The organism is Streptomyces sp. CB01201, from assembly GCF_002803085.1.
GTDB classification, from domain to species: domain Bacteria; phylum Actinomycetota; class Actinomycetes; order Streptomycetales; family Streptomycetaceae; genus Streptomyces; species Streptomyces hundungensis.
The window spans coordinates 156562-182232 of sequence record NZ_NNBJ01000013.1 but is presented as its reverse complement, the minus strand read 5'-3'; the positions used below and the strand labels follow the sequence as shown (position 1 = coordinate 182232).

Below are 25671 nucleotides of genomic sequence, written 5' to 3'. Positions count from 1 at the left end.
GCCGGGGCGGTGATCGGTGGCCGTCGGGGCTCGGATCCGGGCCGCCGGGGCCGGGGTCTTGGCTCGCTGGGGCCGGGGGCCCGGGCCGTCGGTGCTGGGAGCGCGGGTCCGCCCGGGCCGGTGTCCGCATGACGAAATAGGCGGGCGGGGCACCGGGGCCGGTGCCTACCCTTCGCCAATGATCCGTAACGCCACAGCCGCCGACGTCCCCGTGATCCACGAGATGATCCGCGAGCTCGCCGAGCACGAGAAGTCCCTGGACGAGGTCCGCGCCACCCCGGCCCAGCTCCACGCGGCCCTGTTCGGCGAGCGCCCGGCCGCCTTCGCACACATCGCCGAGGACGGTTCGGGCGAGCCGGTGGGCTTCTCGATCTGGTTCCTGAGCTTCTCGACGTGGCGCGGGACGCACGGCATCTACCTGGAAGACCTGTACGTACGCCCCGGGGCCCGCGGCGGCGGCCACGGGAAGGCGCTCCTGAAGGAGCTGGCCCGTGTGTGCGTGGAGCGCGGCTACGACCGCCTGGAGTGGTCGGTCCTGAACTGGCTCACCCCGACGATCGAATTCTACGAGTCGCTGGGCGCGCGGCCGCAGGACGAGTGGTCGGTCTACCGGCTCACGGACGGGGCGCTGGCGGAACTGGGGACGCCAGGGGGGTCGGGGAAGCAGGGGAAGCCGGGGAAGCCGGGGAAGCCGGGGGCGGCGACGGCGGATGCCCAGGCGTAGCCGCTGACCGGTGGCCGGGGGCGGGGGCCGGGGCCCGGGCCGGGGAAGCGTTCCGGCCAGCCCGGGGTGTCCTGGGTGAACTCGCCCTCCAGCAGACCCTGTTCGGGGCTTCGCGAGGTGCCGCCGCGCCGGCGTGTGGTTCCGCGTTCGTACGGTGCGGGGCCGGCGGCGGTACGGCCCCGGCACGGGCGCGGTTCCGGTCCTGGAAGGCGTACGGAAACGGGACGGAACGGGCGGCTGGAATGTGACATGTCCAGGGCGCGAATTTATGGAGTGAGCGGTTCCCCCGGTTCCGAGCAGGGGTGATTGTCAGTGCCATGGTCCAGCATGGGGATATGGCAGCGGCACGGAGTGCGAAGAAGACGGCGGCTAGGGCGGGTGCCCGCAGGGCGGAGGTGCGACTGCCGCCACTGGCGCCGTTCGGCGCGGGTGAGCTGGAGCCGGAGGGTGACTATGACGGGCTTGAGTTCAGGGATCTCGACCTGTCGCGCCAGCAGGCGCCCAGCTCGCGCTTCCTCGACTGCGGTGTGTACGGATGCGTCCTGGACGATACGCGGCTGACCGGAGCCCGCTTCATCGACTCGGTGCTCTCCGGGATCCGTGGGGTGGGTACGGATCTGGCGCGGGCCAGCCTGCGCGACGTGGAGGTGCGCGACGTCCGGATGGGCGGGGTGCAGCTGCACGGCTCGGTCCTGGAGCGGGTGCTGATCCGCGGTGGCAAGATCGACTATCTGAACCTGCGCGAGGCCGAGCTGCGCGACGTCGTCTTCGAGGGCTGTGTGCTCTCCGAGCCGGACTTCGGCGGGGCCTCGCTCGTACGGGTCGAGTTCCACGGCTGCGAGCTGCGCGGGGCGGACTTCACGGGGGCCCGGCTCAAGGACGTCGATCTGCGCGGGGCGACTCTGCTCGACATCGCGCGCGGGGTGGAGCGGCTCGCGGGGGCGGTCATCAGCCCGTCCCAACTCCTGGATCTGGCACCGGCGTTCGCGGCGCAGGTGGGGGTGCGGGTGGAGGCGTGAGCGAGCCTCTCGCTCCCGGCCCCGCTCCCGGTCCTGCTCCCGGCCCCGGTCCCGGCCCTGCTCCCGGCCCCGGCCCCGGTCCCGGCCCTGCTCCCGGCCCCGGCCCTGGTCCCGGTCCTGCTCCCGGCCCCGGCCCCGGTCCCGGTCCTGCTCCCGGCCCCGGCCCCGGTCCCGGCCCTGCTCCCGGCCCCGGCCCTGCTCCCGGTCCTGCTCCCGGTCCCGGTCCCGGTCCTGCTCCCGGCCCCCGTCCCGGTCCTGCTCCCGGCCCCGGTCCCGGCCCGCTCCCGGCCCCGGTCCCGGCCCCCTCCCGGTTCCATTCGCCTGGTCCTCCCCCTGGGGGGCCGGCCGTCAGTCGATTCGGGGGAAGCGGGCCTGGAGGTCCCAGACGATCGGGTTCTCGCCGAGGCCCTCGTGGAGGTCGGTCAGGTCCGCGATCAGATCGTGCAGGAAGTCCCTTGTCTCGCGGCGGAGTTCGGTGTGCGCGAAGGTGAGCGGGGGCTCGTCGGCGGGCATCCAGTCCGCCTCGACGTCCACCCAGCCGAAGCGGCGCTCGAACAGCATGCGGTCCGTCGACTCGGTGAAGTCGATCTCGGCGTACTGGGGGCGGGCGGCGCGGGAGCCGAGGGGATCCTGGTCCAGGTTCTCGACGGTGTCGCACAGCGCCCAGGCGAAGTCGAGCACGGGCACCCATCCCCAGGCTGTGGACACCTCGCGGTCCGCCTTGGTGTCGGCGAGGTAGACGTCTCCGCAGAAGAGGTCGTGGCGGAGGGTGTAGACGTCCGCGCGGCTGTAGTCGATGCGGGTGGGGTCGGGGAAGCGGCGGGATAGGGAGTAGCCGATGTCGAGCACGCCTCGATGGTGCCATGGCTTGGGGCACGTCCCATTTGCGGCCCCCTGCGGCCCCCTACGGCCCCTGCGGCAGCCTCCCCTTTGGCCCGCTGTGACTTTTGCGGCTCCGCCGTGCGGCCTCCGGGGGTGGGATGCATCGGCTGCGGGCCGTGGGGGCCGTTCGCGCAGTTCCCCGCGCCCCTGTAGGTGGGCCGGGGTGGAGGGGGAGTGCCGCGGTCTCCGTGCCTCTGTAGGTGGGCCGGGGTCGAGAGGTGAGGTCCGGGAGCGCTCCTTCTGATCTACCGTGGTCGCATGGCGCTTTCGGCGAAGATGATCACGATTGACTGTGCGGAGCCCCGGGCCCTTGCCTACTGGTGGGCGGGGGCCCTGGGGGTTGAAGTGGCCCAGGACTTCGGTGAGTTCGTCGTCCTCGCGGCCCAGCCGCTCGTCCTGGGTTTCCAGCGCGTGCCCGAGGCAAAGGTGGGCAAGAACCGTATCCATGTCGACTTCTCCTCGTCGGACCGCAGGGACGAGGTGGATCGGCTGGTGAAGATGGGGGCCACGATCGTCGGCGAGCACAGCGCGCCGGGCCTCGCGTGGACCACCCTCCAGGACCCCGCCGGCAACGAGTTCTGCGTCTCCGGCTGACCCGCCCCGGCGGGTGGGCCGGGGGGCATCACGGGCGGGTGGGCATCACGGGCGGGTGGGCGGGCGAACTCCCCGGGCCGGCCCGCCCCCGTAAGCCCCCGCGAGCCCCCCCGCACCCCCTCAGGGCAGGAGGCGGTGTTCCTTGGCCACCGACACCGCCCCCGCCCGCGTATCGACGCCGAGCTTCTCGTAGATGCGTCCCAGGTGCGTCTTCACCGTCGCTTCGCTGATGAACAGCGCCCGCGCGATCTCCCGGTTGCCGAGGCCGTTGGCCAGCTGGGCCAGGATGTCGAGCTCGCGCGGGGTGAGGGCGGGCCGGGAGGCACCCCGCAGCCGGTTCATGACGCGGCTCGCCACCGGCGGGGACAGCGTCGTACGGCCCTGCGCCGCCGCCCGGATCGCGGCGAACAGCTCCTCGGGGCGCTCCGCCTTCAGGAGGTACCCGGTCGCCCCCGCGGCGATCGCCCGCGTGATGTCCGCGTCCGTGTCGTACGTCGTCAGGACGAGCACGTGCACCCCGCTCGCCGAGATCCGCCGCGTCGCCTCGACGCCGTCGATGCCCGGCCCCAGCTGGAGGTCCATGAGCACCACGTCCGGTTTCAGCTTGGCCGCCGCGGCCACCGCCTCCTCGCCGCTGCCCGCCTCGCCGACCACCTCGATGTCCGGCTCGCTGCCGATGAGCGCCAGCAGCCCCGCCCGCACCACCACGTGGTCGTCGCACAGCAGGATCCGTACCGGAACGGGCGATGGGGTCATGGGCGCGGCTCCAAGGGGATCGCGGCGGACAGGACGGTGCCTTCGCCGGGGGACGATTCGACGGTCAGGGTGCCGCCCAGCTGCCGGACCCGGGCGTGCATCGCGGGCAGGCCGTGCCCTCGTACGCCGGGGGAGGGGGCCCGTACGCCGAGCGGGCCGGGCGTGAAGCCCCGGCCGTCGTCCGCGATGTCCAGGACCACCTGGTCACCCAGATAGGTGAGCGTGAGCGCGGCCGTCGTCGCCCCGGCGTGCTCGCGTACGTTCGCGAGCGCGCCCTGGGCGATGCGCAGCAGGGCCGAGCCGACCCGTTCGGGCAGCGCCGCGACCGGCGCCCCGTCGATGTGGCAACGCACCTCGAACGCCCCCGCCCCCGACTCCGACTCCGCCGATTCCCGCGCCGCGAGCGCCCGCAGCGCCTCGTCCAGGCCGCCGCCCGCCGCGAGGTCGGCGGGGGTGAGGTCGTGCACGAACCGGCGGGCCTCGGCGAGGTTGCGTTCCGCGATGGACTCGGCCGTACGGACATGGCGGCGGGCCGCGTCGGTGTCGCTGGCCCACACCCGGTCGGCGGCCTGGAGCAGCATCTGCTGGCTGGACAGGCCCTGCGCGAGGGTGTCGTGGATCTCCATCGAGAGCCGCTGGCGTTCGGCGAGCGTGCCTTCACGGCGTTCGGTGGCGGCGAGTTCGCGCCGCGTGCGCAGCAGGTCGTCGATCAACTGCCTCTGCTGCTCTGCCAGTTCATGCTGGCGGTCGGACTGGCGCTGCATCTGTACGAACACGGCGGTCGCGATCGCCGCCACGGCGGGCGGGGCGAGCACGAGGTTCGGGTCGAAGCCGTTGGTGGAGAGTTCGACCTGGGCGATCACGACGAACGCGGTCAGCACCGCGACCAGGACCAGCGCCGCGCGTGGCCGCAGCGTCCGCAGACCGGTGTAGAACAGCGGCACCGCACACCACGCGAAGCTCGGCGCGAGCACCACCAGGACCATCCAGGTGGCCACGACCCCGCCGAGCCAGGCCAGCCGGCGCGGCGTCGGCCGTGAGCCCAGCGCGGGACCCAGCACGTACAGCAGGGCCAGTGCGGTGGAGAGCGCGATGATCCACGGCGTGCGGGCGTCCCCGGGGTGCCGGATCAGAAACCGGGCGAGCGAGGCGCCGAGCAGCAGGAAGAACGCCGCGTGCATGACGACCGGCAGCCACCGCTCGGTACCGGGCGGATCGACGGCGCCGTGTGCCCCGGGACCGTCGCCGGGCTCGTCGTGGCCGTCGGCGATGGTGTCGTGTGCCGCGGGTCCGTTGCCGCGGGCGTCCGCGTCGAGGTCGTCGCCGGGCTCGTCGTGGCCGTCGGCGATGGTGTCGTGTGCCGCGCGTCGGGCGCCGCCGCCGTCCTCGTCGCGGTCGTCGCCGCTGTCGGCCATCCGTCCTCCGCCCTCCTCGTTCACGCCTCTCACCTGCCCGTACGCACGAGCCGCCCCCTCATCGTCACCCGCTCCGGCCACCCCCGCATCAACCGATCGGCTGACGGGGCCATCCGCCGTACCGCGCCGCGGGAGCAGCCGGTACGCCGAGGGGAACGGGGCCTTCGCGCCGCCAGGATCGAAGCATGAACCTCACCAAGAAGAACAAGAAGCTCGCCCTGTCCGCCACCGCGCTCGCCATCGCCGCCGCCGGCACCTTCGGCGTCGTCACCGCCAATGCCGCGAGCGGCACGGCCGGCACCGCGGTCCCGGCGGCGGCCCCCGCCGCCGGTCAGAACCTCACCACCTCCACCCACCTCACCGTGACCGCCGCGACCAAGGCCGCCCAGGCCGCCCTCAACGCGGCCGGCAAGGAGAACCAGAAGGTCTCCGTCGCCGTGGTCGACCGCGACGGCAACACCATCGTGACGCTGCGCGGCGACGGCGCGGGCCCGCAGTCGCCGGAGTCGGCCGAGCGCAAGGCGTACACCGCCGTCTCCTGGAACGCGCCCACCTCCGAGCTGGCCAAGCGCCTCGCCCAGACCCCGAACCTGAAGGACATCCCCGGCACCCTGTTCCTGGCGGGCGGCGCCCCGGTCCAGGCGAAGGGCGCACCGATCGCCGGTGTCGGCGTGGCCGGGGCCCCGAGTGGCGACCTCGACGAGAAGTTCGCGCAGGCGGGCGTCGCGGCACTGGGGAAGTAGGGCACGCGGAGCCCCGCACGCGGGACCCCCAAGTAAAGCCCTGGTAGCGGAATCACGGCCCCCGGTCGCGGGTGGCCGTGTCGCCCGTAGGATCACAGACGTGGACAAAGGACCGGAGAGGCGGGCACTACCGGCACGGCTCGGGGGCAGCCGAACACGCCGAACGCACCGCACCCGCCGCACCCGCCTCGCGGCCGTCGCGCTGCTCACCGCCCTCGCCGTCACCTCGTGCAGCGGCGGAGTGACCGGCACCCCGGGCTCCTCCGGCATGCGCGACGCGCTCTTCCCCAAGCTGGGCAACGACGGCTACGACGTCCAGCACTACAGCCTGGACCTGGACTACGACCCGGGGAGCGGACGCCTCAAGGGCGGGGCCACCATCGTGGCCAGGGCCGTCAAGGACCTCAGCGCCTTCGACCTCGACTTCGCGGGCATGGACGTGGAGTCGGCCACCGTCGACGACGAGCCGGCCGCCGTCAACCGGGCCGGGGACGAGCTCACCCTGCGGCCCGCGGAAGACCTCACCGAGGGCGAGACGTTCACCGCGTACGTGCGCTACTCGGGCCGCCCCAAGACCATCACGGACCTGGACGGCTCGCAGGAAGGCTGGCTGCGCTCGCCCGGCGGCCGCGTGCTCGCGCTCGGGGAGCCGACCGGCTCGATGGCCTGGTTCCCGTCCAACAACCACCCGAGCGACAAGGCCACGTACGACATCAAGGTGACCGTGCCCGACGGTCTCCAGGCCGTGTCCAACGGCGAGTTGGTGTCACGGACCGTCAACAAGGGCCGGGCTACGTTCAGTTGGCGTACGAAGGAGCCGATGGCGACCTATCTGGCGACCGTCGCGATCGGGCCGTACGAGATCGACAAGGGCACGACCAAGTCCGGCATTCCGATCTACAGCGCCATCGATCCCGGGGTGCGCAAGCAGACCGCCGCCGTCGTCGCTCAGCTGCCGGACATGCTCGCCTGGGAGGAGAAGCGGTTCGGGCCGTACCCGTTCGCGTCCACCGGGGTGATCGTGGCGCCCGCGAAGGCCTCGGGCTACGCCCTGGAGACCCAGAACCGGCCGGTGCTCCCGCTGGACCACTTCGACGCCAGCACCCTCGTGCACGAGCTGGCCCACCAGTGGTTCGGCGACTCCGTCACCCCGGCCGCCTGGCGGGACATGTGGCTCAACGAGGGCTTCGCGCAGTACACGGAGTGGCTGTGGAGCGAGGACCACGGCGGTCCGAGCGCACAGCAGATCTTCGACGGGGAGTACGCCAAGGACGACGGCGACGAGATCTGGGCCTTCCCGCCGGCCAAGCCGCCGACCGCCTCCGACGTCTCGGGGCGGCCGGTGTACGTGCGCGGCGCCATGGTCGTCCACAAGATCCGCGAGGCCGTCGGCGACGCCAGGTTCCGCACCCTGGTCCAGGACTGGGTGCGCGTCCACCGCCACGGCAACGCCTCCACGAAGGACTTCGTCCGCTTCGTGGACGACGAGATGGGCCACCGCCTCTCGGCGGTATGGGACATCTGGCTCTACGGAGACGGAAAGCCCGACACCCCATAGGGTGCCGGGCCCGACTGCCCGTCAGGGCAAGCGCGTTGGAGCGCTACACCGCACGGTTCACTTCACGTTGATGGCGGTCCAGGCGGCGCCCACCGTCTTGTACTCGGTGCTGGTCGTGCCGTACAGGTCGCCCGTCGCCTTCAGGGTCGCGGCGCGCGCGGCCTTGTAGTTGGTGGTCGAGGTCATGTACGTGGAGAGCGCCTTGTACCAGATCTTGTACGCCTTGACGCGGCCGATGCCGGTGACCTTGGAGCCGTCGTACGTGGGCGAGTTGTAGTTCACCCCGTTGATCGTCTTCGCGCCGCTGCCCTCGGACAGCAGGTAGAAGAAGTGGTTGGCCGGGCCGGACGAGTAGTGCACGTCCTTGTTGCCGACGCCGCTCGACCAGTAGTCGGCCGACGCGCCGTCCTTGCTGGGCTTGTCCATGTAGCGCAGCGGGGTGCCGTTGCCGTTGATGTCGATCTTCTCGCCGATGAGGTAATCGCCCTTGTCGGAGGCGTTGTTGGCGAAGAACTCGACCGAGGTGCCGAACATGTCGCTGGTCGCCTCGTTGAGGCCGCCGGACTCACCGCTGTAGTTCAGCTTGGCGGTGGCCGCGGTCAGGCCGTGGCTCATCTCGTGGCCGGCCACGTCCAGCGCGGTGAGCGGCTTGTTGTTGCCCTGGCCGTCGCCGTACGTCATGCAGAAGCAGCTGTCGTCCCAGAACGCGTTGACGTACGCGTTGCCGTAGTGGACCCGGGAGTAGGCGGCCTTGCCGTTGCCCGCGATGCCGTTGCGGCCCAGCTCGGTCTTGTAGAAGTCCCACGTCTCGGCCGCGCCGTAGTGGGCGTCGACGGCGGCGGTCTCGCGGTTGGACGGCGAGCCGTTGCCCCACGTGTCGGTGGACTTCGTGAAGAGCGTGCCGGTGCCGGAGCTGCCGCCCTTCAGGTCGTACGTCTTGTGGCCGCCGCGCGCGGCGTCGGTGAGGCTGTAGGTCGAGCCGCTCTTGGTGGTGCCGAGCGTGACCGTGCCGGAGTACTCGCTGGTCCCGGTGCCGGTCTCGATCTCCTCGTGGGAGTACAGCTGGGCACCGGTGGTGGCGTCCGTGACGATGTCGCGGCGGCTCGGCGTGCCGTCCGGCTGGGTGCCGGTGACGGTGCGCTCGTAGGCGAGGACGGGCTTGCCGGAGGCGGCCCAGACGACCTTGCGCGAGCCGGTGGGGGCGGCCTTGAGCGAGGTGGTGGTGGCGACGGATATCTTCGCGTCGGTCGCCTTGTCGACGCCCTTGACGGCGCCGTCCTTCGCGGTGTGCACGACGAGGTCGCCACCGAGGACGGGCAGGCCGTCGAGGGTGCGCTCGTAGCGGGTGTGGACCGTTCCGTCGGCGTCCTTGACGACGTCGCGGACGACGAGCTTTTCCTTGGCGCCGAGCCCGAGTTCCTTGGCGGTGGCGGGCGCCGCGTCCTGCGCCGCGCTCAGGGCGTCGGCGCGCTGGGTGGTGGTGAGGTCCAGCGCGGTGGCGCCGGCGGCGCGGTCGGTGGCACCGGCGGTGGAGCCTGCCTGGACGCCGACGACGACCATGGCGGCGGATGCAGCAAGAGCGGCGGCACGCAGAGTGGTTCGCACTCGGTGGTCTCCTTCACTCGTTCCGTGGGGGCGAATGGGAGACTGCCAGGCGATGACCTCTTCTTGACAGTGACGCGACAACTATTTGACCTGATCGTGTCCGAAAACAGGTGGATGCTGTCCGCTGAACGACTAATTCAAGCCGCCGGTAAGGGAGTTGCTGAGGGGGTCCGCGTGCTCGGCGAGCGCGTGAAAGGCGCCCCCGGCGCGGATGGTGTCCGCCACGCCGGACGCGAAGGTGCCCCCGGCGATGATCGCCGGGGGCACCTTCGCGCTCAACTGCCGTTGGGAACGGCCGAACGTCAGACGTTGACGCCGAAGTCCTGCGCGATGCCGACCAGGCCCGAGGCGTAACCCTGGCCCACGGCACGGAACTTCCACTCGGCGCCGTTGCGGTACAGCTCGCCGAAGACCATCGCGGTCTCGGTGGCGGCGTCCTCGCTCAGGTCGTAGCGGGCGATCTCAGCGCCGCCGGCCTGGTTCACGATGCGGATGTAGGCGTTGCGCACCTGGCCGAAGTTCTGCGAGCGCGTCTCGGCGTCGTAGATGGAGACCGGGAAGACGATCTTGTCGACGTCGGCGGGCAGGCCGGCCAGGTTGACGTTGATCGCCTCGTCGTCGCCCTCGCCCTGGCCCGTGGTGTTGTCACCGGTGTGGACGATGGTCTGGTCCGGCGTCGACTTGTTGTTGAAGAAGACGAAGTGGCCGTCGGAGTAGACCTTGCCCGTGGCGTTCACCGCGATGGCCGAGGCGTCCAGGTCGAAGTCGGTTCCGGTGGTGGTGCGGACGTCCCAGCCGAGGCCGACCGTGACGGCGGTCAGGCCCGGGGCCTCCTTGGTGAGCGAGACGTTGCCGCCCTTGGACAGGCTTACAGCCATGGGATGTCCCCTTCATCGTGGTGTGCGGGCTTCGAGCCGTCCCGAAGCTACCGTCATCTCCCATAACGTCGGCAGGGGACCGAGAGGTTCCATCCCGCTTTGCTTTCTTTGCCAAAGGGCCGTCAAGGGCGGTCGCGGCCCGTCGCCGGGGGCCCCGCGACCGCGAAAAGCGCGTGACGGGGTGCCGCGTACCCGGCACCATGGATGTCATGTCCGGGCCCTATGTCATCCGCGGCTCCGTCTCCCTCCCGGAGGCCGAGCTGATCTGGCGTTTCTCCAGGTCGTCAGGGCCCGGCGGCCAGCACGTCAACACCAGCGACTCCCAGGTGGAGCTCCGCTTCGACCTCGCGAAGACCGAGGCGCTGCCGGAGGTCTGGAAGGCCCGCGCCCTGGAACGGCTCGCGAGCCGTCTGGTGGGCGGCGTCGTGTCCGTACGCGCGTCCGAGCACCGCTCGCAGTGGCGCAACCGGGAGACGGCGGCCGTGCGCCTGGCCTCGCTGCTCGCCGAGGCGACCGCCCCGCCGCCCAAGCCGCGCCGGGCCACGAAGATCCCGCGCGGCATCAACGAGCGCCGCCTGCGCGAGAAGAAGGCCCGCGCCCAGACGAAGAAGGGGCGCTCGGGGCGGGACTGGTAGGCGCCGGGGGCGCCGGTGCCGGGCCCTTCCCTCGGAGATGCCGGGCCGGGTGCCGGTTCGGCCTTCGGCGGCGGTCGGCGGCGTCGGCCCGAGAAGCCTCCGGCTCCCGTAGGGGTACGACGATGGCCCCTACGCCCCCTCGGCGATCAGCATCACCAAACGCTCCGTATCGGACAGATCCGGCAGAACCGCGAACGGCCCACAACCGCGCAGCTCGTGCTCGTCACTGCTCCCCGTGGCCACGGCGATGACCCGCACCCCGTTAGCGAGCCCTGCCTGGACGTCGGCCGGGGTATCGCCGATCAGCACCGTGTCTACGGCCGTCGCGCCGGAACGCTCCAGGGCAAGCCGTACCAACTCCGCTCGTCCGTCCGCGTCTTCACCATAGGCGCCGAGCTCCCAGCGGATGTGCCGGTCGAGCCCGAACACAGCCAGCTTGATCCCCGCCACGGCCCGTACGTTTCCCGACACCACGGTCTGTGTCACGCGGGCCGCGTCAAGGGCTCCGAGGGCCGCGGCAGCGCCGGCCAGCGCTACCCCGTGCTCGCGCAGTTCACCCGACCGAGTCCGATGCTCCTCGGACAGCACCTGGGCGAACTCCTCGAAGTCCGCTCGCCCAGTAACCAGGCCGTGCAGCTTCGCGGTCTCCCGAAAGATGACCGGCTCTGTAATCCCGTCGATCTTCGCCTGCTCCCGCATCGGCTGCCCCGTCACACGAAGGAACGCCGCAGCCGACAGCTCCCTCCCCACCCCACGTGTCGAGATCAAAGTGTGGTCGATGTCCCACAGCACCAGCCGCATGTCCGGCCTCCCCAACTCCCCGAATCCCACAAGGTATCGAGCCTGTGCACCGATGGTCACAGAAAGTGTCCGCGACGTGTGTCGTCGCCCTAGGCTGACGGAACACCCACCACGCGGGGAGGGAGCGAGCACAACATGGACGCACCAAGACTGCCGATCGGTGGGCGGATCGCGTACTACCGCACCACGAACGGCAACCGCACACAGGCCGCCGTCGCCGGTCTTTGCGGCATCAGCGAGCGCTACCTGTCCCTCATCGAGAACGGCGCACGCGTCCCCTCCGCCGCCGTGCTCTCCCGCCTCGCCGCCGAACTAGGCGTACCCGTCGCCGCCCTCCTCGCCGAGCAGACCCCACCCGAACTCCCGGCACCCGTGACCGACGAACCAGCCGTCGCCCGCGCACTCATGGGCTACGGCCCAGCCCGGTCCGGCGAGCCCGTCGAGTCCGCAGTGCTCCGTGAGCGGGTCGAACGGGCGTGGCGGATCTGGCAGACCTCAACGACGCGCTTCACTGGCATCGCCGTCGTACTCCCCGCTCTCATCGTGGATGTCGAGCACGCGGTACGTGTCCACCGCGACGGCAGCGACCCGGCGGCCCGGCGTGATGCCCTGCGCACGTCTGTCGACCTGTACGGGCTGCTGCGCTCCTACTGCCGCCGTGTTGGGCGCCTCGATCTGTCCCTGATGGTCGCCGATCGGGCCGTTCGCGCCGCCGAAGACGCCGACGATCCGGTTCGGATCGCCGCGGCATCCTGGAATCTCGGCCACGTTCTGCTCTCCGATCCTCGCGACGACGCCCTCGAAGAGGCCGCCGACATCGCACTCAATGCCGTCAGCCGACTCGACCGCGAGACCAGAACCCCTCGGATCAGCGCCATCCAGGGCGCCCTGGAACTCGTCGCCGTTGTTGCCGCGGCCCGCCACCACCAGTGGTGGAACGCCCGAGCGCGCCTGGCGGAGAAGGCCGTCCCCCTCGCGAGGGAGGCCGGGGAAGGCAACGTGCAGCACACCGTCTTCGGTCCCACGAACGTGGAACTGCACGCCCTCAGTATCGAGATGCTTGCCGGCGAGTCGGCCGAAGCGCTGCGAGTCGCGGACGAAGTCGACACCGAAGCCCTGCCCAGCCGGGAGCGGCAGTTCACGTTCACCCTGGAAGTCGCTCGCTGCTACGCCATGCGCCGGGACGACGCCGCGGTCCTCGTCCACCTCCTCGCACTGGAGGAACTCTCACCGGAGGATCTTTCGCGCAGCCCGACGGCGATCACCCTCATCGCAGAACTGCGCAGACGGGTACGGCCCACCTATCGCCGCCAGGTCGACAGCCTTGCCGAACGTCTCCACATCACCTGACGGACCCGAACCCTGGGTTCGCCCGAACTCCCTGTTCGGGTAACGGGTCTGATCCACCCCTACCTTCACTCCATGCCAGTGAAGGAACCGGAGCAGATGATGAACGTGCCTCGCAGAACGGCCCCCACTCGGCCCAGTGTCGGAGGTGCCCGCCCGACCTTGGCCGACGTCGAACGGGACGCCGTCAACACCCCCGGCGCCGCGGTATGAGCACCGCGGACGTACGGCAGCTCACCGCATGGCTCGCAGGCCCGATGCCCGAGGCCGGGCAGGTGCTGCGGGAGTGGGGGCGCGATCCGGAGGCGACTCCCGTGATCGCGCTCGGGGCCCGGTTCGAGGCCGTGCGGATCGCCGACGCGGTCGTGCACGCCGCCGTGAGCAGCACCGCGCACGCGACGCTCGCCTGGTTCCTGGCGGAGTACCTCCAGGGGGCGGTCATCCGAGATTCGGGCGCGTACTACGCCCTGGCCCCGACCCGGACCGCACGGGACTGGCAGGCCCCGGCGAGCCGTTGCCTGGGGCGTGGGACCGGGCTCGCGGTTCCGCACCCCAGCCGCAGGCAGGGGCCGGGTGCGCACTGGGTCGTGGCGCCGGAACGCGTGGGTGACGTGTGCGATCCCGTCCGGGTCGCCGACCTGGCGCGGGTCGGGCAGGAACGGCTCCTCGCCCGGCCGGCGCCGAGAAGGTGGCCGGTTTCGCACGCTCCGGCCGTGCTCGACGGGGGAGCCGCGACGTGAAGCGGTGGGACTACGTCGTGTACGAGCGTGAAGGCCGCACGGGGCTCATCACCCTCGACCTCGGCGACGGCCTGCTGAGGGTGGCGTTCCTGCGGCCGCCCCCGTGGGGTCAGTTGCGTGAGGCCACGATCCGGACCGGCGACCTGAGTCCCGCCTCGGCCAAGCAGACGGAAGCCGCGCGTGCGGCCGGGCTGACGCGGGAGTCTCAGAGGAGCTTCCTGCCCGGCCGCGGCTGCGAGGATCGCCCGGCTGACCCGGACGGCGGTCAGGTCACCCCAACTGCCGGTACCGCCCCCGGAAGTACGTGAGCGGCCCGCCCTCCGCGCTCGGCAGGGCCGCCGTCAGGACGCGGCCGATGGCCAGGGTGTGGTCGCCCGCCGCCACGCGCTGCTCGGTGCGGCACTCCAGGGTCGCGAGCGCGCCGCCGACCAGAGGGGCGCCGCTGGCCTCGCCGCGGGTGTACGGGATGTCCTCGAACAGCAGGCGGTCGCTGATCCGGCCCTTCATCGCGAACCGGCCCGCGATGTGCCGCTGGCTCTCGGACAGCAGGGACACCGCCCACAGCGGCTGCTCCGCGAGGAGGTCGTCCATGCGCGAGCCGTTGCGCAGCGAGATGAGGACGAGGGGCGGGTCGAGGGAGACGGAGAGGAAGGCCGTCGCGGTCATGCCGACGTCTTCGCCGCGCGGGCCGTCGTCGGTGTCGTGCGCGGTCACCAGGACGACGCCTGCGGCCAGTCGGGACATCGCGGCGCGGAACTCGTCATTGCTCACCCCCACAGGATGCGGGGTTTCCGGAGCAAGTGCGGAAAGGGCGGCGGTCAGGGGTGTCTGCAACACAACCGGAACGCTAGTCTCCTGCCACCGCGACGCGCATCGGGCCTTGGGACCAGGCGGGACCTAGGTCCCTGGGCCGAGCCGGATCCGGCCGTGGCGCCCTGGTGTGAAGGGGCCGCCGCTTCCGGCCCGTTCTCAGTTTGCGTTCAGGAAAGGTAGGGGGCAAAGACGGAAAGAACGGCCAACCCCCCATCATCTGCTGTGACTTGAGTCACAGAAGGCACTATTTGTTGACCCTGTGTACCGGCTAGACAGCTCGCTGTGATTCAGTGGCTGGACAGTGCACGAAGGAATGCCGATCTGAAGCCAGGAGTTGCTGTCGAGGTCTCGGGGAGAGCGAGCAATGGAGACCGAGTCGGAGCCCTACGTCCGTCTTGCGACCCTGCGGCAGCTGCACCAGGTGGTCGGAGAGCTCAACACGGCCCGCAGCCTCGCGGACACGTTGCAGACCGTTGCGGACGGCGTCATCGCCGGGCTCGGCTACGAGCTGGCCTGCGTCAACCTCGTACGCCCCGACGGTGACCTGGTCGTCGCCGCCTTCGCGGGCAACGCCGCGGCCGAAGCCCTGATCACCGGGCGGGTCGGCTCGCGCCCCTCCTGGGAGCGCCGCCTCGCGATGGGCGAGGACTGGGACGGCCTGCGCTTCATCCCGCACACCGAGGGCTGGGTGCTCCTGGAGGACGACGTACCGCAGTGGTACACCGAGGGCCCCGACCCCCGGTTCGAGGACGAGTGGCATCCCCAGGACCGCCTCTACGCCCCGATGTACGCCGCGGGCGGCACCCAGGAACTCCTCGGCGTCATCTCCGTCGACAAGCCCCGCAACGGCCGCAAGCCCGGCGCCTGGGGGCGGGAAGCCCTCCAGATGTACGCCTCGCAGGCCGCGATTGCGATCAGCAATGCCCGGCTGCGCGCAAACATGCAGCGCGCCCTGGTCCGCCTGGAGCGGGAGCAGCAGGCGCTGCGCGCGAGCGAGGAAAGCTTCCGGCAGGCCTTCGAGTACGCGCCCTCGGGCATGGCCATCGCCGAGATGGGCGGCGACCAGCACGGGCGCCTGCTGCGCACCAACGACGCGCTGTGCCGGCTGCTCGGGCGGCCCGCCTCCGTCATGCGGCGCTACTCCTTCGCCGACCTCGTACACCCCGAGGACATAGGGACGCTGCTGCGCACCTCCGCCGAGGGCGGCCGGGCCGAACTGCGGCTCGGGCGGCGCGACGGCACCTATGTGTGGGTGTCGCTGCGCAACTCGGTGGTCGCCGACACCGCCGACGGGCCGCGCTTCCTGCTCACCCACGTCGAGGACATCGAGGACCGCAAGCGGCACGAGCTCCAGCTCGCCCACCGCGCCTCGCACGACGCCCTCACCGGACTGCCCAACAGCGCCGAGCTGCGCGCGAGGCTCTCGGCCCGGCTCTGTCCCCGGCCGCACTCGGTCGGCCCGGCGGCCGCGGCCGAATCCCTGGACGCGGCCTACGACCGGCCGCCGGGAGCGGCCGAGTCCGAGGTCCACGGGCACGCCTTCCGCGCCGACGGCTTCGACTTCGAGGCGGTGCCCGGCGGCGGACCGTACGACCACCACGTCCACACCGTGGCCCCCGACAGTGAGATCGACGACGGCGCGAAGGGGCTCGCGGTGCTCTTCTGCGACCTCGACGGCTTCAAGTCGATCAACGACCGGTTCGGCCACCACACCGGCGACGCGGTCCTGATCGAGGTCGCCCGGCGCCTCACCACCGGGGTGCGCGACGGCGACACCGTCGCCCGGCTCGGGGGTGACGAATTCGTCGTCCTCGCCGACGGGCTCGGCGCGGCGGACGCCGCCGACCTGGCGGTTCGGCTCCGCAACGCGATCATTCCGCCCATCCGGGTCGACGGCCGGGCGGTCCGCGTCGGGGCCAGCTTCGGCATCGGCTGGGCCAGCTGCGGGATGTCCGTCGAAGAGGTCCTGCGCTCCGCGGACCAGCGGATGTACATCGAGAAGCGCTCCCGCTCCAAGGTCCACCGCCGCGCGGGCTGACCGCGGCCCGGCCCCGGCGGTGTGTGCTCGGGGCCAGATCGGGCAGTGGTCCGTTCGGGGTAGGCTCGGCCGGTCGGCGACGGCTGGCGGACAGTGAGGAGTGACCCCGGATGACGACGCCCGGCAACAACGGCGCGAACACCCCCGAGGACGACGATCCGTTCGGCTACCTCTACGAGGACGGACAGGCGCAGGGCGCCAACCCGCCTCGCACCGGTGGCGGCTACGGCTACCCGGGTCCGACGGTGGGGCAGCAGCAGCCCGGAGTCCCCAGGACGTCGTACAACCAGGTGCGCACGGTCGGTGAGCGCAAGTACGGCGGCCAGATCCCGCAGCAGCAGTACCAGGGAGCCCCGCAGTATCAAGGCCCTCCGCAGTACCAGGGCCCGCCGCAGCAGGGGTCCGCGCAGCAGCAGTACGGGCAGCCGACCGCGCAGTACGCGGCGCCCGAGAACTACGCCGGCGGCCCGCCCCGGCAGGGCCCGCCCCCGCAGCAGAACGGCGGTGGCGGCCGCGGCCCCAACACCAAGGGCCTGCTGATCGGAGCGGTCGCCGTGGTCGCGGCCGTCGTCATCGGCATCGCGGTGGCGCTGGCCAGCAACAGCGGCGACAAGGACAAGAAGGACAACACCGCCAATCCGGGCAATTCGGCATCCAGTCAGGCCTCGTCCACGCCGAGCGGCGACCCGTCGTCCACGCCTTCCGGCTCGACGGAGCTGCCCAAGGGCGACGCGGCGACGCTCACGCTCGGCGGCTCCGCGCAGGTCGGCACCAACGTGCCCGGCGCCAAGGGCACGGGCGGGGCGTTCGTCGGCAACTTCAACAACGTGGGCGCCTCGGTCACCTGGAAGGCCAATGTCCCCAAGGCCGGCTCGTACCGGCTGAACCTGCGCTTCGGCGTGCCCGGCACGGACGCGAACGCGACGATAACGCTCAACGGCAAGGCCGAGTCGCGCCCGATCAACATGAAGAACTACGCGCACGCCGCGGCCGGCGACTGGGCCAAGGGCTGGGCCACCACGTACGCGAACGTCACGCTTGCCAAGGGCGACAACGAGATCAAGGTGTCCTGCGAGCAGGGCAACCAGTGCAACGCCAACCTCGATCAGCTCTGGCTGACAGCTGACTGACGCCCCGTCAGCAGGGTGGAACGCTCGGCTCAGGGCGCGTGCTCGGTCACGCGCACCGAGCCGAGCGTTTTCTCGTACGTCGTGAGGTCGAACTCGCCCGCCGTGGGCGCCGCCACGGTCGCCGCGGACAGGGCCACCGCACGCGTCAGACGCCCCGGCCAGTCCAGGCCCTCGACCAGGCCCGACAGCAGACCGGCCACCGCCGAATCGCCGGCGCCCGTCGGATTGCCGCGCACCACGGCCGGCGGCGCCGCCTGCCACAGGCCGTCGGGGGAGACGGCGAGCAGGCCGTCGGCGCCGAGCGAGGCGACCACCGTGTGCGCCCCGCGCCTGCGCGCGTCCCGCGCCGCCCGCAGCGGCTCGCGCGAACCGGTCAGCTGCGCCAGCTCGTCGGCGTTGGGCTTGACCAGGTCGGGCCGGGCGGCGATCCCGCGCCGCAGCGCCTCGCCGCTGGTGTCCAGGAGCACGGGCACCTTGGCGCCGCGGGCCTGGCGCACCAGCTGCGCGTACGCCCCCACCGGCAGCCCCGGCGGCAGGCTCCCGCACAGGGCCACCGCGTCCGCGCCCTCCAGCAGCCTCCCGTACGTGACGAGGAAGGCCTCCCACTCGGCGGGCGAGACGAGCGGTCCCGGCTCGTTGAGCTGGGTGGTGTCGCCGGTCGCCGCGTCCACCACGGCGATGGTCCGCCGGGTGGCGCCCGCGACCGGGACGAGCTCGTCGACGGGTGCGTCCCGCGCGAGCAGCGCGCGCAGCACCTCGCCGCTCGGGCCGCCCACGAATCCCGTGACGACCGCCTCGTGCCCGAGCGCGGCGAGCACCCGGGCGACGTTGAGGCCCTTGCCGCCGGCGCGCTCCGTGACCTCGTCGACGCGATGGCTCGCGTGCGGTACGAGGGCGGGGACGCGGTAGGTGATGTCCAGTGCGGTGTTCAGCGTGACGGTCAGAATCACCCGGTGATCATGTCAAACGGACGGCGGCAGGCCCAGCCCCCGGACCGGCCGCCGTGCGAAAGACGTCGGGCCGGGGTTCGGCCGAGGACCCCGGGCAGCGGCTCAGCCGAGCTGGGGCTCGACGACCCAACTGCCCTTGCGCAGAACGCCCTTGACGGTGAAGTCGGCGTCCAGGACCACCAGGTCGGCGTCCTTGCCGGGCTCCAGCGAGCCGACCCTGTCGTCGAGGCCGAGCAGCCGGGCCGGGTTCGCCGAGAGCGCCCGTACGGTGTCCTCCACCGAGATGCCGTCGACCGTCACCGAGCGCTTGAACGCGCGGTCCAGGGTGAGCGTGGAGCCCGCGATCGAGCCGCCCTCCACGAGCCGGGCCACGCCCTCCTTGACCTCGACCTCCAGCGGGCCCAGGTGGTAGAGGCCGTCGCCGAACCCGGCCGCGTCCATCGCGTCGGTGATGAAAGCGACGCGGTCCGCGCCCTTGTGGTGGAAGGCGAGTTCGAGGGCCGCGGGGTGCAGATGCGTGCCGTCGTTGATGAGCTCGACGGTGATCCGGTCGTCCTCCAGGAGCGCCGCGATCGGGCCGGGCTCGCGGTGGCCGAGCGGCGGCATCGCGTTGAAGAGGTGGGTCGCGACGGTGGCGCCCGCGTCGATCGCCTCGACGGTCTGCTCGTACGAGGCGTCGGTGTGGCCGATCGCCGCGATGACGCCGTGCTCGGCGAGCAGCCGCACCGAGTCCAGGCCGCCGGGCAGCTCGGTGGCGAGCGTGAACATCTTCGCGGTGCCGCGCGCGGCGTCCATCAGCTTGCGGACCTCGGCCGGGTCCGGATGGCGCAGCAGGCTCTCGCTGTGCGCGCCCTTGCGGCAGGGCGAGATGAACGGGCCCTCGAAGTGGATGCCGGCCAGGTCGCCCTGCTCGACCAGCTCGGAGAGCAGCCCGGCGCGCTGGGCGAGGACGTCCATCTCGCCGGTCACCGTGGAGGCGACCACGGTGGTCGAGCCGTGCAGGCGGTGGGTGTGGACGCCCTTGAGGACGTCCTCCACCGTGCCGTTGGTGAAGGAGGCGCCGCCACCGCCGTGATTGTGCATGTCGACGAAGCCGGGCACGATCCAGTGGCCCGACAGGTCGAGCGAGGCCGCGTCGGCCGGGGCGGCTCCGGCGATCGCGGTGCCGTCGACGATCACGCGTCCGTTCTCGACGACCCCGGTCGGGAGGACGACACGGGCGCCGGAGAGAACTTTCGATGCGGCCATCAGGCGGTTACCTCACTGGAGTCGGAGTCGGAGTCGGAGTCGGAGTCGGCACGGGCGCTGGGGTCGGAGCCGGTGGCGGTGGCGGTGGCGGGTCGGGTGGATTCCGCCGCCAGGTCCCAGGCGAGCAGGCCCGCGCCCAGGCACCCGGCGGTGTCCCCGAGGGCCGCGGGGACGATCTCGGGCAGCTTCTGGAACGTCACCCGCTCCTCCACGGCGGCCCGGAGCGGTACGAACAAGGTTTCCCCGGCTTCGGCCAGTCCGCCACCGATGATCAGCACGCGGGGGTCGAGCAGGGTGAGCGCGGTAACCAGACCGTCGGCGAGCGCCTCGATCGCGTCGCGCCACACCGCGAGCGCGCGCGGGTCGCCCGACTCGACGGCCTTGGCGCAGTCGGCGGCGTCCGCGTCCGGGTCGCCGCTGGCCCCGGCCCAGGCAAGCGACACCGCGGAGGCCGAGGCGAGGCGCTCAAGGCAGCCCCGCTGGCCGCACGGGCAGGCGACGCCGCCGGGGCGTACGACGATGTGGCCGATCTCCCCGGCGAAGCCGTGCGCGCCCGGCTCGACCCGGCCGTCGATGCCGATGGCGCCCGCGATGCCGGTGCCGAGCGGCACGAACAGGAAGCGGTCCGCGCCCCGGCCCGCGCCGACGCGGCCCTCGGCCAGACCGCCGGTGCGCACATCGTGGCCGAGCGCGACCGGCACTCCGTGCAGCCGCTCGCTGAGCAGCCGCCGCATCGGTACGTCCTGCCAGCCCAGGTTCGCGGAGTACGCGGCGATCCCGTTCTCGGCGTCGACGATGCCGGGCACGGCCACACCGGCCGCCACCGCGCTCTCGCCCAGGTGCTCCTCGCCGTACGCCCGCAGATCCTCGGCGAAGGAGAGGATCGACTCGACCACGGCCTCGGGCCCGCGCTCCCTGCCGGTGGGCCTGCGCGCCTCGTGCAGCAGCTTGGGGGGTCTGGGGGCAGTGTCCCCGGACAGCGCGGTGTCCGCCCCGACCAGGGCGGCTTTCATCCCGGTGCCGCCCACATCCAGGGCGATGACGTGTCTCACGGGGACAGTCTCGCGCCAACACCCACTAAAGGTCTAGTCCACTCGCCGGATGAAAGAGAAAGCGCTTTCTCCGCTGAAAGTTCCCCAATGTACTCTTGCACCGGGCGTTGCGGAAGCGATATGCGACTGGTGTAGACCTCATTCCCCCGTATGAGGGAAAATCGCAGCTCAATACAGGACGTCACGGGGGACCGGCTGGATCCGCCAGGATCACAACGAGGGTGGGATAGCGCGTGCGCAGGCGCTTCTTGGGCTTGACCGCGGCGGTTGCCGCATTCGGTATGACGGCAGTGCTCTCGGGATGCGGCGGGCAGAGCGGGTCCGGTGACGTCACCCTCAAGCTGGTGGCCGCCGACTACGACATAGCCGGCGGCAACACCACGAAGACGTACTGGCACAACGTGGTGGCCGACTTCGAGAAGAAGAACCCGAACATCAAGGTCGACGTCCAGGTCTTCTCCTGGGACGTGGTCGACGCCAAGGTCGCCGAGATGGTGAAGGCGGGCAACGCCCCCGACATCGCGCAGATCGGCGCGTACTCCGACTACGCGGCGAGCGGCAAGCTCTACAGCGTCGACCAGCTGCTCTCGATCCCCGTCGAGGCCAACTTCCTCGCCCCGCTGGCGGACGCGGGCAACGTCAAGCGCGTCCAGTACGGCATGCCGTTCGTGGCCTCCACGCGACTGCTCTTCTACAACCAGACGCTGTTCGACCAGGCCCACATCAAGGCGCCCACCACCTGGGCCGAGATCGCGTCCGACGCCAAGGCGCTCAAGGCCAAGGGGGTGAAGACCCCCTTCGCGCTGCCGCTCGGCAGCGAGGAGGCGCAGGCCGAGACCATGATGTGGATGCTCAGCGGCAACGGCGGCTACACCAACACCGTCGACGGCTACGACATCGACTCGCCCGAGAACATCCAGACCTTCGACTGGCTGAAGAACAACCTGGTCGAGCCCGAGCTGACCGGTCCGGTCGCCCCCGCCAAGCTGAACCGGCAGGCCGCGTTCGACGCGTTCGCCAAGGGGGAGGTCGGCATGCTGAACGGCCACCCCTCGCTGATGGAGCAGGCGAAGAAGAAGGGCATCAAGTTCGGCATGGTCCCGCTGCCAGGACCCAACGGCCAGGCCAAGGCGGCGATGGGTGTCGCCGACTGGATCATGGGCTTCAAGCAGGGCGGGCACCGGGCGCAGATCGGCAAGTTCCTGGACTTCACGTTCTCCGACGACAACGTGCTCAAGTTCGCCGACCAGTACGACCTGCTGCCGTCCACGGTGTCGGCGTCCTCGGCGATGGCGGCGGACGCCAAGCACAAGGAGCTGAAGCCGTTCCTGGCCGCGCTGCCGACGTCCGAGCTGCCGCCGGTCGGCAAGACGTCGTGGCCGAAGGTGAGCGAGACGGTGAAGAAGAAGATCGGTACGGCTGTGGCGCCCGGGGGGTCGCCGAAGGCGGTTCTGCAGGACATCGCGAAGGTGGCGCTGGACGCGGAGAACGCCGAATAACCCTGGGTTCCTTGGGGCCCCGCCCGCCCGTGCGGCGGGTTGGCCCGGCTGACCCCCAGACCTTCTGAGGGGCTCCGCCCCCTGCACCCCGTCGCGCCTTAAGGGCGCTCGTCCTCAATCCCCGGACGGGCTGGGGATGCCTGTGCGGGCCAGCACCGAGGCCTTTAGGGGCGCGGGGAACTGCGCGACCAGCCACCCACGGCCCGCAGCCGACCGGGGTTTCAGGAGCGCGGGGAGCGGCGGCCCGCAGCCGACCGGGGTTTCAGGGGCGCGGGGAGCGGCGGCCCGCAGCCGACCGGGGTTTCAGGGGCGCGGGGAACTGCGCGACCAGCCACCCACGGCCCGCAGCCGAACCGGTAGCGGGGCCCGGGGCGCAGCCCCGGGAGCGGTCTCGGGAGCGGTCTCGGTCCCCGCTCCACCCCCGGAGGGTTGCGGGAAGGGGCGGGGCGGACCCCCGGGGTCTGGGGCAGAGCCCCAGCCGCCCCACCCCGCCGCACCCCGGGACGGCTACCGTGGGCGGCATGGAAGCGCACCCCCTGGACGCCCGCGCCCGCGCCGTCCTCCGCATGGAGACGCACCCCTGGCCCACCCCCGGCGCCAAGGAACGCGCCATCCGGGAGGAGCTCGGCGTCTCACCGACGCGCTACTACCAGCTCCTCAACGCCCTCCTCGACGACACCCGCGCCCTCGCCCACGACCCCGTCACGGTCAACCGCCTCCGCCGGATCCGCGACGAACAACGCGAGCGGCGCTGACCGGAGCGGGGCCGAACGGGCCGGTGCCAAGCCCCACGCCCCGTCGCGCCACACGTGCCCCCACCCCCGATAGGGTCACCCGCATGGGAAGCCAACCGGAACCCCTGCCGACCCCCGCCACCCCGTCCGGCCGTGACGGCCTCGCGGCGATTCTCGCGCGGCCCGAGAAGGCCGTCGTGGCCATCGATTTCGACGGCACGCTCGCAGAGATCGTCGCCGACCCCGAGCTGGCCCGGGCCCACCCCGACGCCGTACCCGCGCTCGCCGCCCTCGCCCCGCACACGGCCTCCGTGGCCGTGATCACCGGCCGCCCGGCCGGAGTGGCCGTCCGCTACGGGGGCTTCGCCGGCGTACCCGGACTGGAGCACCTGGTGGTCCTGGGCCACTACGGCGCCGAGCGCTGGGACGCGGTCACCGGCACCGTCCACACCCCCGCGCCCCACCCCGGCGTCGCCGCCGCCCGCGCGGAACTCCCCGGGTTCCTGGAATCGCACGGGGCCTGGCGCGGTACCTGGGTGGAGGAGAAGGGCCAGGCCGTGGCCGTCCACACCCGCAGGGCCGCCGACCCGCAGGCCGCCTTCGAAGCCCTGCGCGACCCTCTCGCGCAGCTGGCCACCCGGCACGGACTGGTCCTCGAACCCGGCCGCATGGTCCTTGAGCTGAGGCCCCCCGGCATGGACAAGGGGGTGGCGCTCACGGCGTACCTGCGCGAGGTGGGCGCCGAGTCCGTCCTGTACGCGGGCGACGACCTGGGCGACCTCCCCGCCTTCGCCGCCGTCGAGAAGCTCCGCTCGGACGGCCTGCCCGGGCTGTTGGTGGCGGCGGACACGGTGATCCCCGAACTGGCCGAGCGGGCCGACCTCTCCCTGAACGGCCCCGCAGCGGTGACGGCCTTCCTGACGACCCTGGCCCAGCACCTGCACCTGTAGCCCGCCGGGTGCTCCGCCGTCCCGGTGCCGCCCCGCAGCCCCAGGACCTAGCCCCCCAGCGCCTCCAGCTGGTCCAGGAACCACCGCCGGGGCGGCAGCGCAGTACCCGCCGCCGCCAACCGCTTCGTCCGCTCCGCCCGTTCCCCCTCCGGCAGGGACAGCGCCGCGTGCAACGCCGCCGCCGTCCCCGTCACGTCGTACGGGTTCACGACCAGCGCGTCGTCCCGCAGCTCCGCCCACGCACCGGCCTCTCGCGAGAGGACGAGGACGCAGCCCGCGTCGGACACCACCGGCACCTCCTTCGCGACGAGGTTCATGCCGTCGCGGACGGGGTTCACCAGGGCGACGTCCGCGAGCCGGTACGCCGCGAGGGAGCGGGCGAAGTCGTCCTGGACGTGGAGGACGACCGGGGTCCAACCAGGCGTCCCGTAACGGGAGTTGATGTCCTCGGCGACCCGGGCGACCTCCGCCGTGTAGTCCCGGTACACCGCGAGGTCCTGCCGCGAGGGGTACGCGAACGCGACGTGCACGACGCGCTCGCGCCACTCGGGGCGTGTGTCCAGCAGATGCCGGTAGGCGAGCAGCCCCCGCACGATGTTCTTGGACAGCTCGGTGCGGTCGACCCGCACGATCGTCTTGCGGCCCGCCCCGATCTGCTCGCGCAGGGCCGCCATCCGCTCCTCGACGTCGGCCTCGTGCGACCGCTTGCGCAGGAAGTCACCGTCCGCGCCGAGCGAGTGCACGGCGATCTCCGTCGTACGCCCCTGCCCGCCCGCGGCCCCGTGCCGGAAGAACCGGCGCCCTTCCGGCCCGCCGCCGGACGCATCCCCCTCGTGCCCGGCCACCTCGCCGTCCTCCGCCGGCAGCACGCCCGCCACCGAGTCCAGGAACGCCGACGCCCACCGACGGGTGAGGAACCCGAGCCGGTCGGCACCCAGCATCCCGCGCAGCAGCTGCTCGGCGATGTCGTCGGGCAGCATCCGGAAGTAGTCCACCGGCGCCCACGGCGTGTGCGAGAAGTGGCCGATCCGCAGGTCGGGCCGGAGCTCGCGGAGCATGCCCGGCACCAGCGCCAGGTGGTAGTCCTGCACCAGGACCCGCGCCCCGTCCGCCGCCTCGGCCGCCAGCGCCTCGGCGAAGGCCCGGTTGTACGCCTCGTACGACGCCCACTGCCGCCGGAACTCCGCGTCGAAGACCGGCTCCAGCGGGATCTGGTACAGCATGTGCTGGACGAACCACAGCACCGAGTTCGCGATGCCGTTGTACGCGTCGGCGAACACCTCGGGGTCGATGTCCAGCATCCGGACACCCTGCTCACCCACGCCCTGCCGCACGGCCTCGCGGTCGCCCCCACTGAGCGCGGCACACACCCACACCGAGTCCACGTCGGAGCCGATCGCGCTGAGCCCGGAGACGAGCCCGCCCCCGCCCCGCTTGGATTCGAGGGACCCGTCGTCCTTCAGGGTGTACGAAACGGGGCCTCGGTTGGAGGCGACGAGGACCTGAGCCCGGGGAGATTCCTGCGCGGTGACCATGTTGCGGAACCTAGCCCGCCCCGCA

Annotated in this window: 24 protein-coding genes and 1 pseudogene; 14 read left to right on the top strand and 11 right to left on the bottom strand. The window is 72.0% G+C overall.

The features are described 5' to 3' along the window. Positions 1-178: 178 nt before the first annotated feature. A pseudogene (locus CG740_RS26485) lies at positions 179-643 on the top strand (GNAT family N-acetyltransferase); the annotation flags it as partial. Positions 644-1059: 416 nt separating this feature from the next. Continuing rightward, positions 1060-1743, top strand: a complete 684-nt coding sequence (locus CG740_RS26480; protein ID WP_234376498.1) for a pentapeptide repeat-containing protein — start codon at positions 1060-1062, stop codon at positions 1741-1743. Positions 1744-2091: 348 nt separating this feature from the next. Here CG740_RS26480 and CG740_RS26470 read toward each other — a convergent pair whose 3' ends face one another. Beyond that, on the bottom strand, positions 2092-2592 hold the full coding sequence (locus CG740_RS26470; protein WP_100577774.1) for a hypothetical protein: 501 nt from the start codon (positions 2590-2592) through the stop codon (positions 2092-2094). A gap of 291 nt (positions 2593-2883) precedes the next feature. On the opposite strand from CG740_RS26470, the gene CG740_RS26465 reads away from it, so the two are divergent. Continuing rightward, positions 2884-3219 (top strand): VOC family protein, encoded by a 336-nt coding sequence (locus CG740_RS26465; protein ID WP_100577773.1) that lies wholly within the window; start codon positions 2884-2886, stop codon positions 3217-3219. A 120-nt stretch (positions 3220-3339) separates the two neighbouring features. On the opposite strand, the gene CG740_RS26460 is transcribed toward CG740_RS26465, so the two are convergent. After that, complete coding sequence (locus CG740_RS26460; protein WP_100577772.1) at positions 3340-3975, bottom strand: response regulator; 636 nt, start codon at positions 3973-3975, stop codon at positions 3340-3342. Beyond that, positions 3972-5390, bottom strand: coding sequence for a sensor histidine kinase (locus CG740_RS26455; RefSeq protein ID WP_442802855.1), 1419 nt, complete (start codon positions 5388-5390; stop codon positions 3972-3974). The genes CG740_RS26460 and CG740_RS26455 overlap by 4 nt, the downstream gene beginning before the upstream one ends. 185 nt (positions 5391-5575) lie before the next feature. Here CG740_RS26455 and CG740_RS26450 point away from each other — a divergent pair, with 185 nt between their 5' ends. After that, the gene (locus CG740_RS26450) at positions 5576-6133 is read left to right on the top strand and encodes a GlcG/HbpS family heme-binding protein (RefSeq protein WP_100577771.1); all 558 of its coding nucleotides are present in this window, start codon (positions 5576-5578) and stop codon (positions 6131-6133) included. Between the two features lie 100 nt (positions 6134-6233). Continuing rightward, positions 6234-7691 carry a M1 family metallopeptidase gene (locus CG740_RS26445; protein ID WP_234376496.1) on the top strand — a complete coding sequence of 486 codons (1458 nt, stop codon included), beginning with the start codon at positions 6234-6236 and terminating at the stop codon, positions 7689-7691. A gap of 57 nt (positions 7692-7748) precedes the next feature. Here the strand turns inward: CG740_RS26445 and CG740_RS26440 are convergent, their stop codons facing one another. Both CG740_RS26440 and CG740_RS26435 read right to left on the bottom strand, forming a co-directional pair. After that, positions 7749-9251, bottom strand: coding sequence for a M4 family metallopeptidase (locus CG740_RS26440; protein ID WP_100577860.1), 1503 nt, complete (start codon positions 9249-9251; stop codon positions 7749-7751). Positions 9252-9598: 347 nt separating this feature from the next. Continuing rightward, positions 9599-10174 carry a TerD family protein gene (locus tag CG740_RS26435; RefSeq protein ID WP_100577770.1) on the bottom strand — a complete coding sequence of 192 codons (576 nt, stop codon included), beginning with the start codon at positions 10172-10174 and terminating at the stop codon, positions 9599-9601. Positions 10175-10374: 200 nt separating this feature from the next. On the opposite strand from CG740_RS26435, the gene arfB reads away from it, so the two are divergent. Next, positions 10375-10809, top strand: a complete 435-nt coding sequence (arfB, locus tag CG740_RS26430) for an alternative ribosome rescue aminoacyl-tRNA hydrolase ArfB (RefSeq protein WP_100577769.1) — start codon at positions 10375-10377, stop codon at positions 10807-10809. A gap of 129 nt (positions 10810-10938) precedes the next feature. Here the strand turns inward: arfB and CG740_RS26425 are convergent, their stop codons facing one another. After that, complete coding sequence (locus CG740_RS26425; RefSeq protein WP_100577768.1) at positions 10939-11610, bottom strand: HAD family hydrolase; 672 nt, start codon at positions 11608-11610, stop codon at positions 10939-10941. Between the two features lie 135 nt (positions 11611-11745). Between CG740_RS26425 and CG740_RS26420 the strand changes: the two genes are divergently transcribed. The 3 genes from CG740_RS26420 (at position 11746) to CG740_RS26410 (ending at position 14005) form a co-directional block, all read left to right on the top strand. Beyond that, complete coding sequence (locus CG740_RS26420; RefSeq protein WP_100577767.1) at positions 11746-12960, top strand: helix-turn-helix domain-containing protein; 1215 nt, start codon at positions 11746-11748, stop codon at positions 12958-12960. A 206-nt stretch (positions 12961-13166) separates the two neighbouring features. Beyond that, complete coding sequence (locus CG740_RS26415; protein ID WP_100577766.1) at positions 13167-13697, top strand: hypothetical protein; 531 nt, start codon at positions 13167-13169, stop codon at positions 13695-13697. Further along, on the top strand, positions 13694-14005 hold the full coding sequence (locus CG740_RS26410) for a hypothetical protein (RefSeq protein ID WP_100577765.1): 312 nt from the start codon (positions 13694-13696) through the stop codon (positions 14003-14005). Before CG740_RS26415 ends, CG740_RS26410 begins: the two co-directional genes overlap by 4 nt. On the opposite strand, the gene CG740_RS26405 is transcribed toward CG740_RS26410, so the two are convergent. After that, positions 13968-14534, bottom strand: coding sequence for a flavin reductase family protein (locus CG740_RS26405; protein ID WP_100577764.1), 567 nt, complete (start codon positions 14532-14534; stop codon positions 13968-13970). The genes CG740_RS26410 and CG740_RS26405 overlap by 38 nt on opposite strands. A gap of 340 nt (positions 14535-14874) precedes the next feature. On the opposite strand from CG740_RS26405, the gene cdgB reads away from it, so the two are divergent. Beyond that, complete coding sequence (gene cdgB / locus CG740_RS26400; RefSeq protein ID WP_100577763.1) at positions 14875-16548, top strand: diguanylate cyclase CdgB; 1674 nt, start codon at positions 14875-14877, stop codon at positions 16546-16548. A 110-nt stretch (positions 16549-16658) separates the two neighbouring features. Beyond that, on the top strand, positions 16659-17678 hold the full coding sequence (locus CG740_RS26395; protein WP_100577762.1) for a CBM35 domain-containing protein: 1020 nt from the start codon (positions 16659-16661) through the stop codon (positions 17676-17678). A 29-nt stretch (positions 17679-17707) separates the two neighbouring features. On the opposite strand, the gene CG740_RS26390 is transcribed toward CG740_RS26395, so the two are convergent. From CG740_RS26390 to CG740_RS26380, 3 genes are all read right to left on the bottom strand, one after another. Beyond that, on the bottom strand, positions 17708-18628 hold the full coding sequence (locus tag CG740_RS26390; RefSeq protein WP_100577761.1) for a 1-phosphofructokinase family hexose kinase: 921 nt from the start codon (positions 18626-18628) through the stop codon (positions 17708-17710). Between the two features lie 102 nt (positions 18629-18730). Then, entirely contained in the window at positions 18731-19876 is a 1146-nt protein-coding gene (gene nagA, locus CG740_RS26385; protein WP_100577760.1) for an N-acetylglucosamine-6-phosphate deacetylase, read from the bottom strand. Continuing rightward, entirely contained in the window at positions 19876-20928 is a 1053-nt protein-coding gene (locus tag CG740_RS26380; protein ID WP_199846576.1) for an ROK family protein, read from the bottom strand. The genes nagA and CG740_RS26380 overlap by 1 nt, the downstream gene beginning before the upstream one ends. 281 nt (positions 20929-21209) lie before the next feature. On the opposite strand from CG740_RS26380, the gene CG740_RS26375 reads away from it, so the two are divergent. The 3 genes from CG740_RS26375 to otsB all read left to right on the top strand — a co-directional run bounded on the left by CG740_RS26375 (position 21210) and on the right by otsB (position 24111). After that, a complete protein-coding gene (locus tag CG740_RS26375) occupies positions 21210-22427 on the top strand; it encodes an extracellular solute-binding protein (protein ID WP_100577759.1) in 1218 nt (405 codons plus the stop codon). A gap of 521 nt (positions 22428-22948) precedes the next feature. Further along, the gene (locus CG740_RS26370) at positions 22949-23182 is read left to right on the top strand and encodes a DUF3263 domain-containing protein (protein ID WP_100577858.1); all 234 of its coding nucleotides are present in this window, start codon (positions 22949-22951) and stop codon (positions 23180-23182) included. 83 nt (positions 23183-23265) lie between these two features. Next, entirely contained in the window at positions 23266-24111 is an 846-nt protein-coding gene (gene otsB, locus CG740_RS26365) for a trehalose-phosphatase (RefSeq protein WP_100577758.1), read from the top strand. A 47-nt stretch (positions 24112-24158) separates the two neighbouring features. Here the strand turns inward: otsB and CG740_RS26360 are convergent, their stop codons facing one another. After that, positions 24159-25646 carry an alpha,alpha-trehalose-phosphate synthase (UDP-forming) gene (locus CG740_RS26360; RefSeq protein ID WP_100577757.1) on the bottom strand — a complete coding sequence of 496 codons (1488 nt, stop codon included), beginning with the start codon at positions 25644-25646 and terminating at the stop codon, positions 24159-24161. Positions 25647-25671 lie beyond the last annotated feature (25 nt).

Coding starts and splice junctions, on each gene's coding strand:
- CG740_RS26375 (WP_100577759.1), top strand. CDS start 21,210: ATGACGGCAGTGCTCTCGGGATGCGGCGGGCAGAGCGGGTCCGGTGAC.
- CG740_RS26360 (WP_100577757.1), bottom strand. CDS start 25,646: ATGGTCACCGCGCAGGAATCTCCCCGGGCTCAGGTCCTCGTCGCCTCC.
- CG740_RS26460 (WP_100577772.1), bottom strand. CDS start 3,975: ATGACCCCATCGCCCGTTCCGGTACGGATCCTGCTGTGCGACGACCAC.
- CG740_RS26425 (WP_100577768.1), bottom strand. CDS start 11,610: ATGCGGCTGGTGCTGTGGGACATCGACCACACTTTGATCTCGACACGT.
- CG740_RS26420 (WP_100577767.1), top strand. CDS start 11,746: ATGGACGCACCAAGACTGCCGATCGGTGGGCGGATCGCGTACTACCGC.
- CG740_RS26440 (WP_100577860.1), bottom strand. CDS start 9,251: ATGGTCGTCGTCGGCGTCCAGGCAGGCTCCACCGCCGGTGCCACCGAC.
- CG740_RS26415 (WP_100577766.1), top strand. CDS start 13,167: ATGAGCACCGCGGACGTACGGCAGCTCACCGCATGGCTCGCAGGCCCG.
- CG740_RS26450 (WP_100577771.1), top strand. CDS start 5,576: ATGAACCTCACCAAGAAGAACAAGAAGCTCGCCCTGTCCGCCACCGCG.
- CG740_RS26465 (WP_100577773.1), top strand. CDS start 2,884: ATGGCGCTTTCGGCGAAGATGATCACGATTGACTGTGCGGAGCCCCGG.
- CG740_RS26435 (WP_100577770.1), bottom strand. CDS start 10,174: ATGGCTGTAAGCCTGTCCAAGGGCGGCAACGTCTCGCTCACCAAGGAG.
- CG740_RS26455 (WP_442802855.1), bottom strand. CDS start 5,390: ATGGCCGACAGCGGCGACGACCGCGACGAGGACGGCGGCGGCGCCCGA.
- nagA (WP_100577760.1), bottom strand. CDS start 19,876: ATGGCCGCATCGAAAGTTCTCTCCGGCGCCCGTGTCGTCCTCCCGACC.
- cdgB (WP_100577763.1), top strand. CDS start 14,875: ATGGAGACCGAGTCGGAGCCCTACGTCCGTCTTGCGACCCTGCGGCAG.
- CG740_RS26480 (WP_234376498.1), top strand. CDS start 1,060: ATGGCAGCGGCACGGAGTGCGAAGAAGACGGCGGCTAGGGCGGGTGCC.
- CG740_RS26395 (WP_100577762.1), top strand. CDS start 16,659: ATGACGACGCCCGGCAACAACGGCGCGAACACCCCCGAGGACGACGAT.
- otsB (WP_100577758.1), top strand. CDS start 23,266: ATGGGAAGCCAACCGGAACCCCTGCCGACCCCCGCCACCCCGTCCGGC.
- CG740_RS26370 (WP_100577858.1), top strand. CDS start 22,949: ATGGAAGCGCACCCCCTGGACGCCCGCGCCCGCGCCGTCCTCCGCATG.
- arfB (WP_100577769.1), top strand. CDS start 10,375: ATGGATGTCATGTCCGGGCCCTATGTCATCCGCGGCTCCGTCTCCCTC.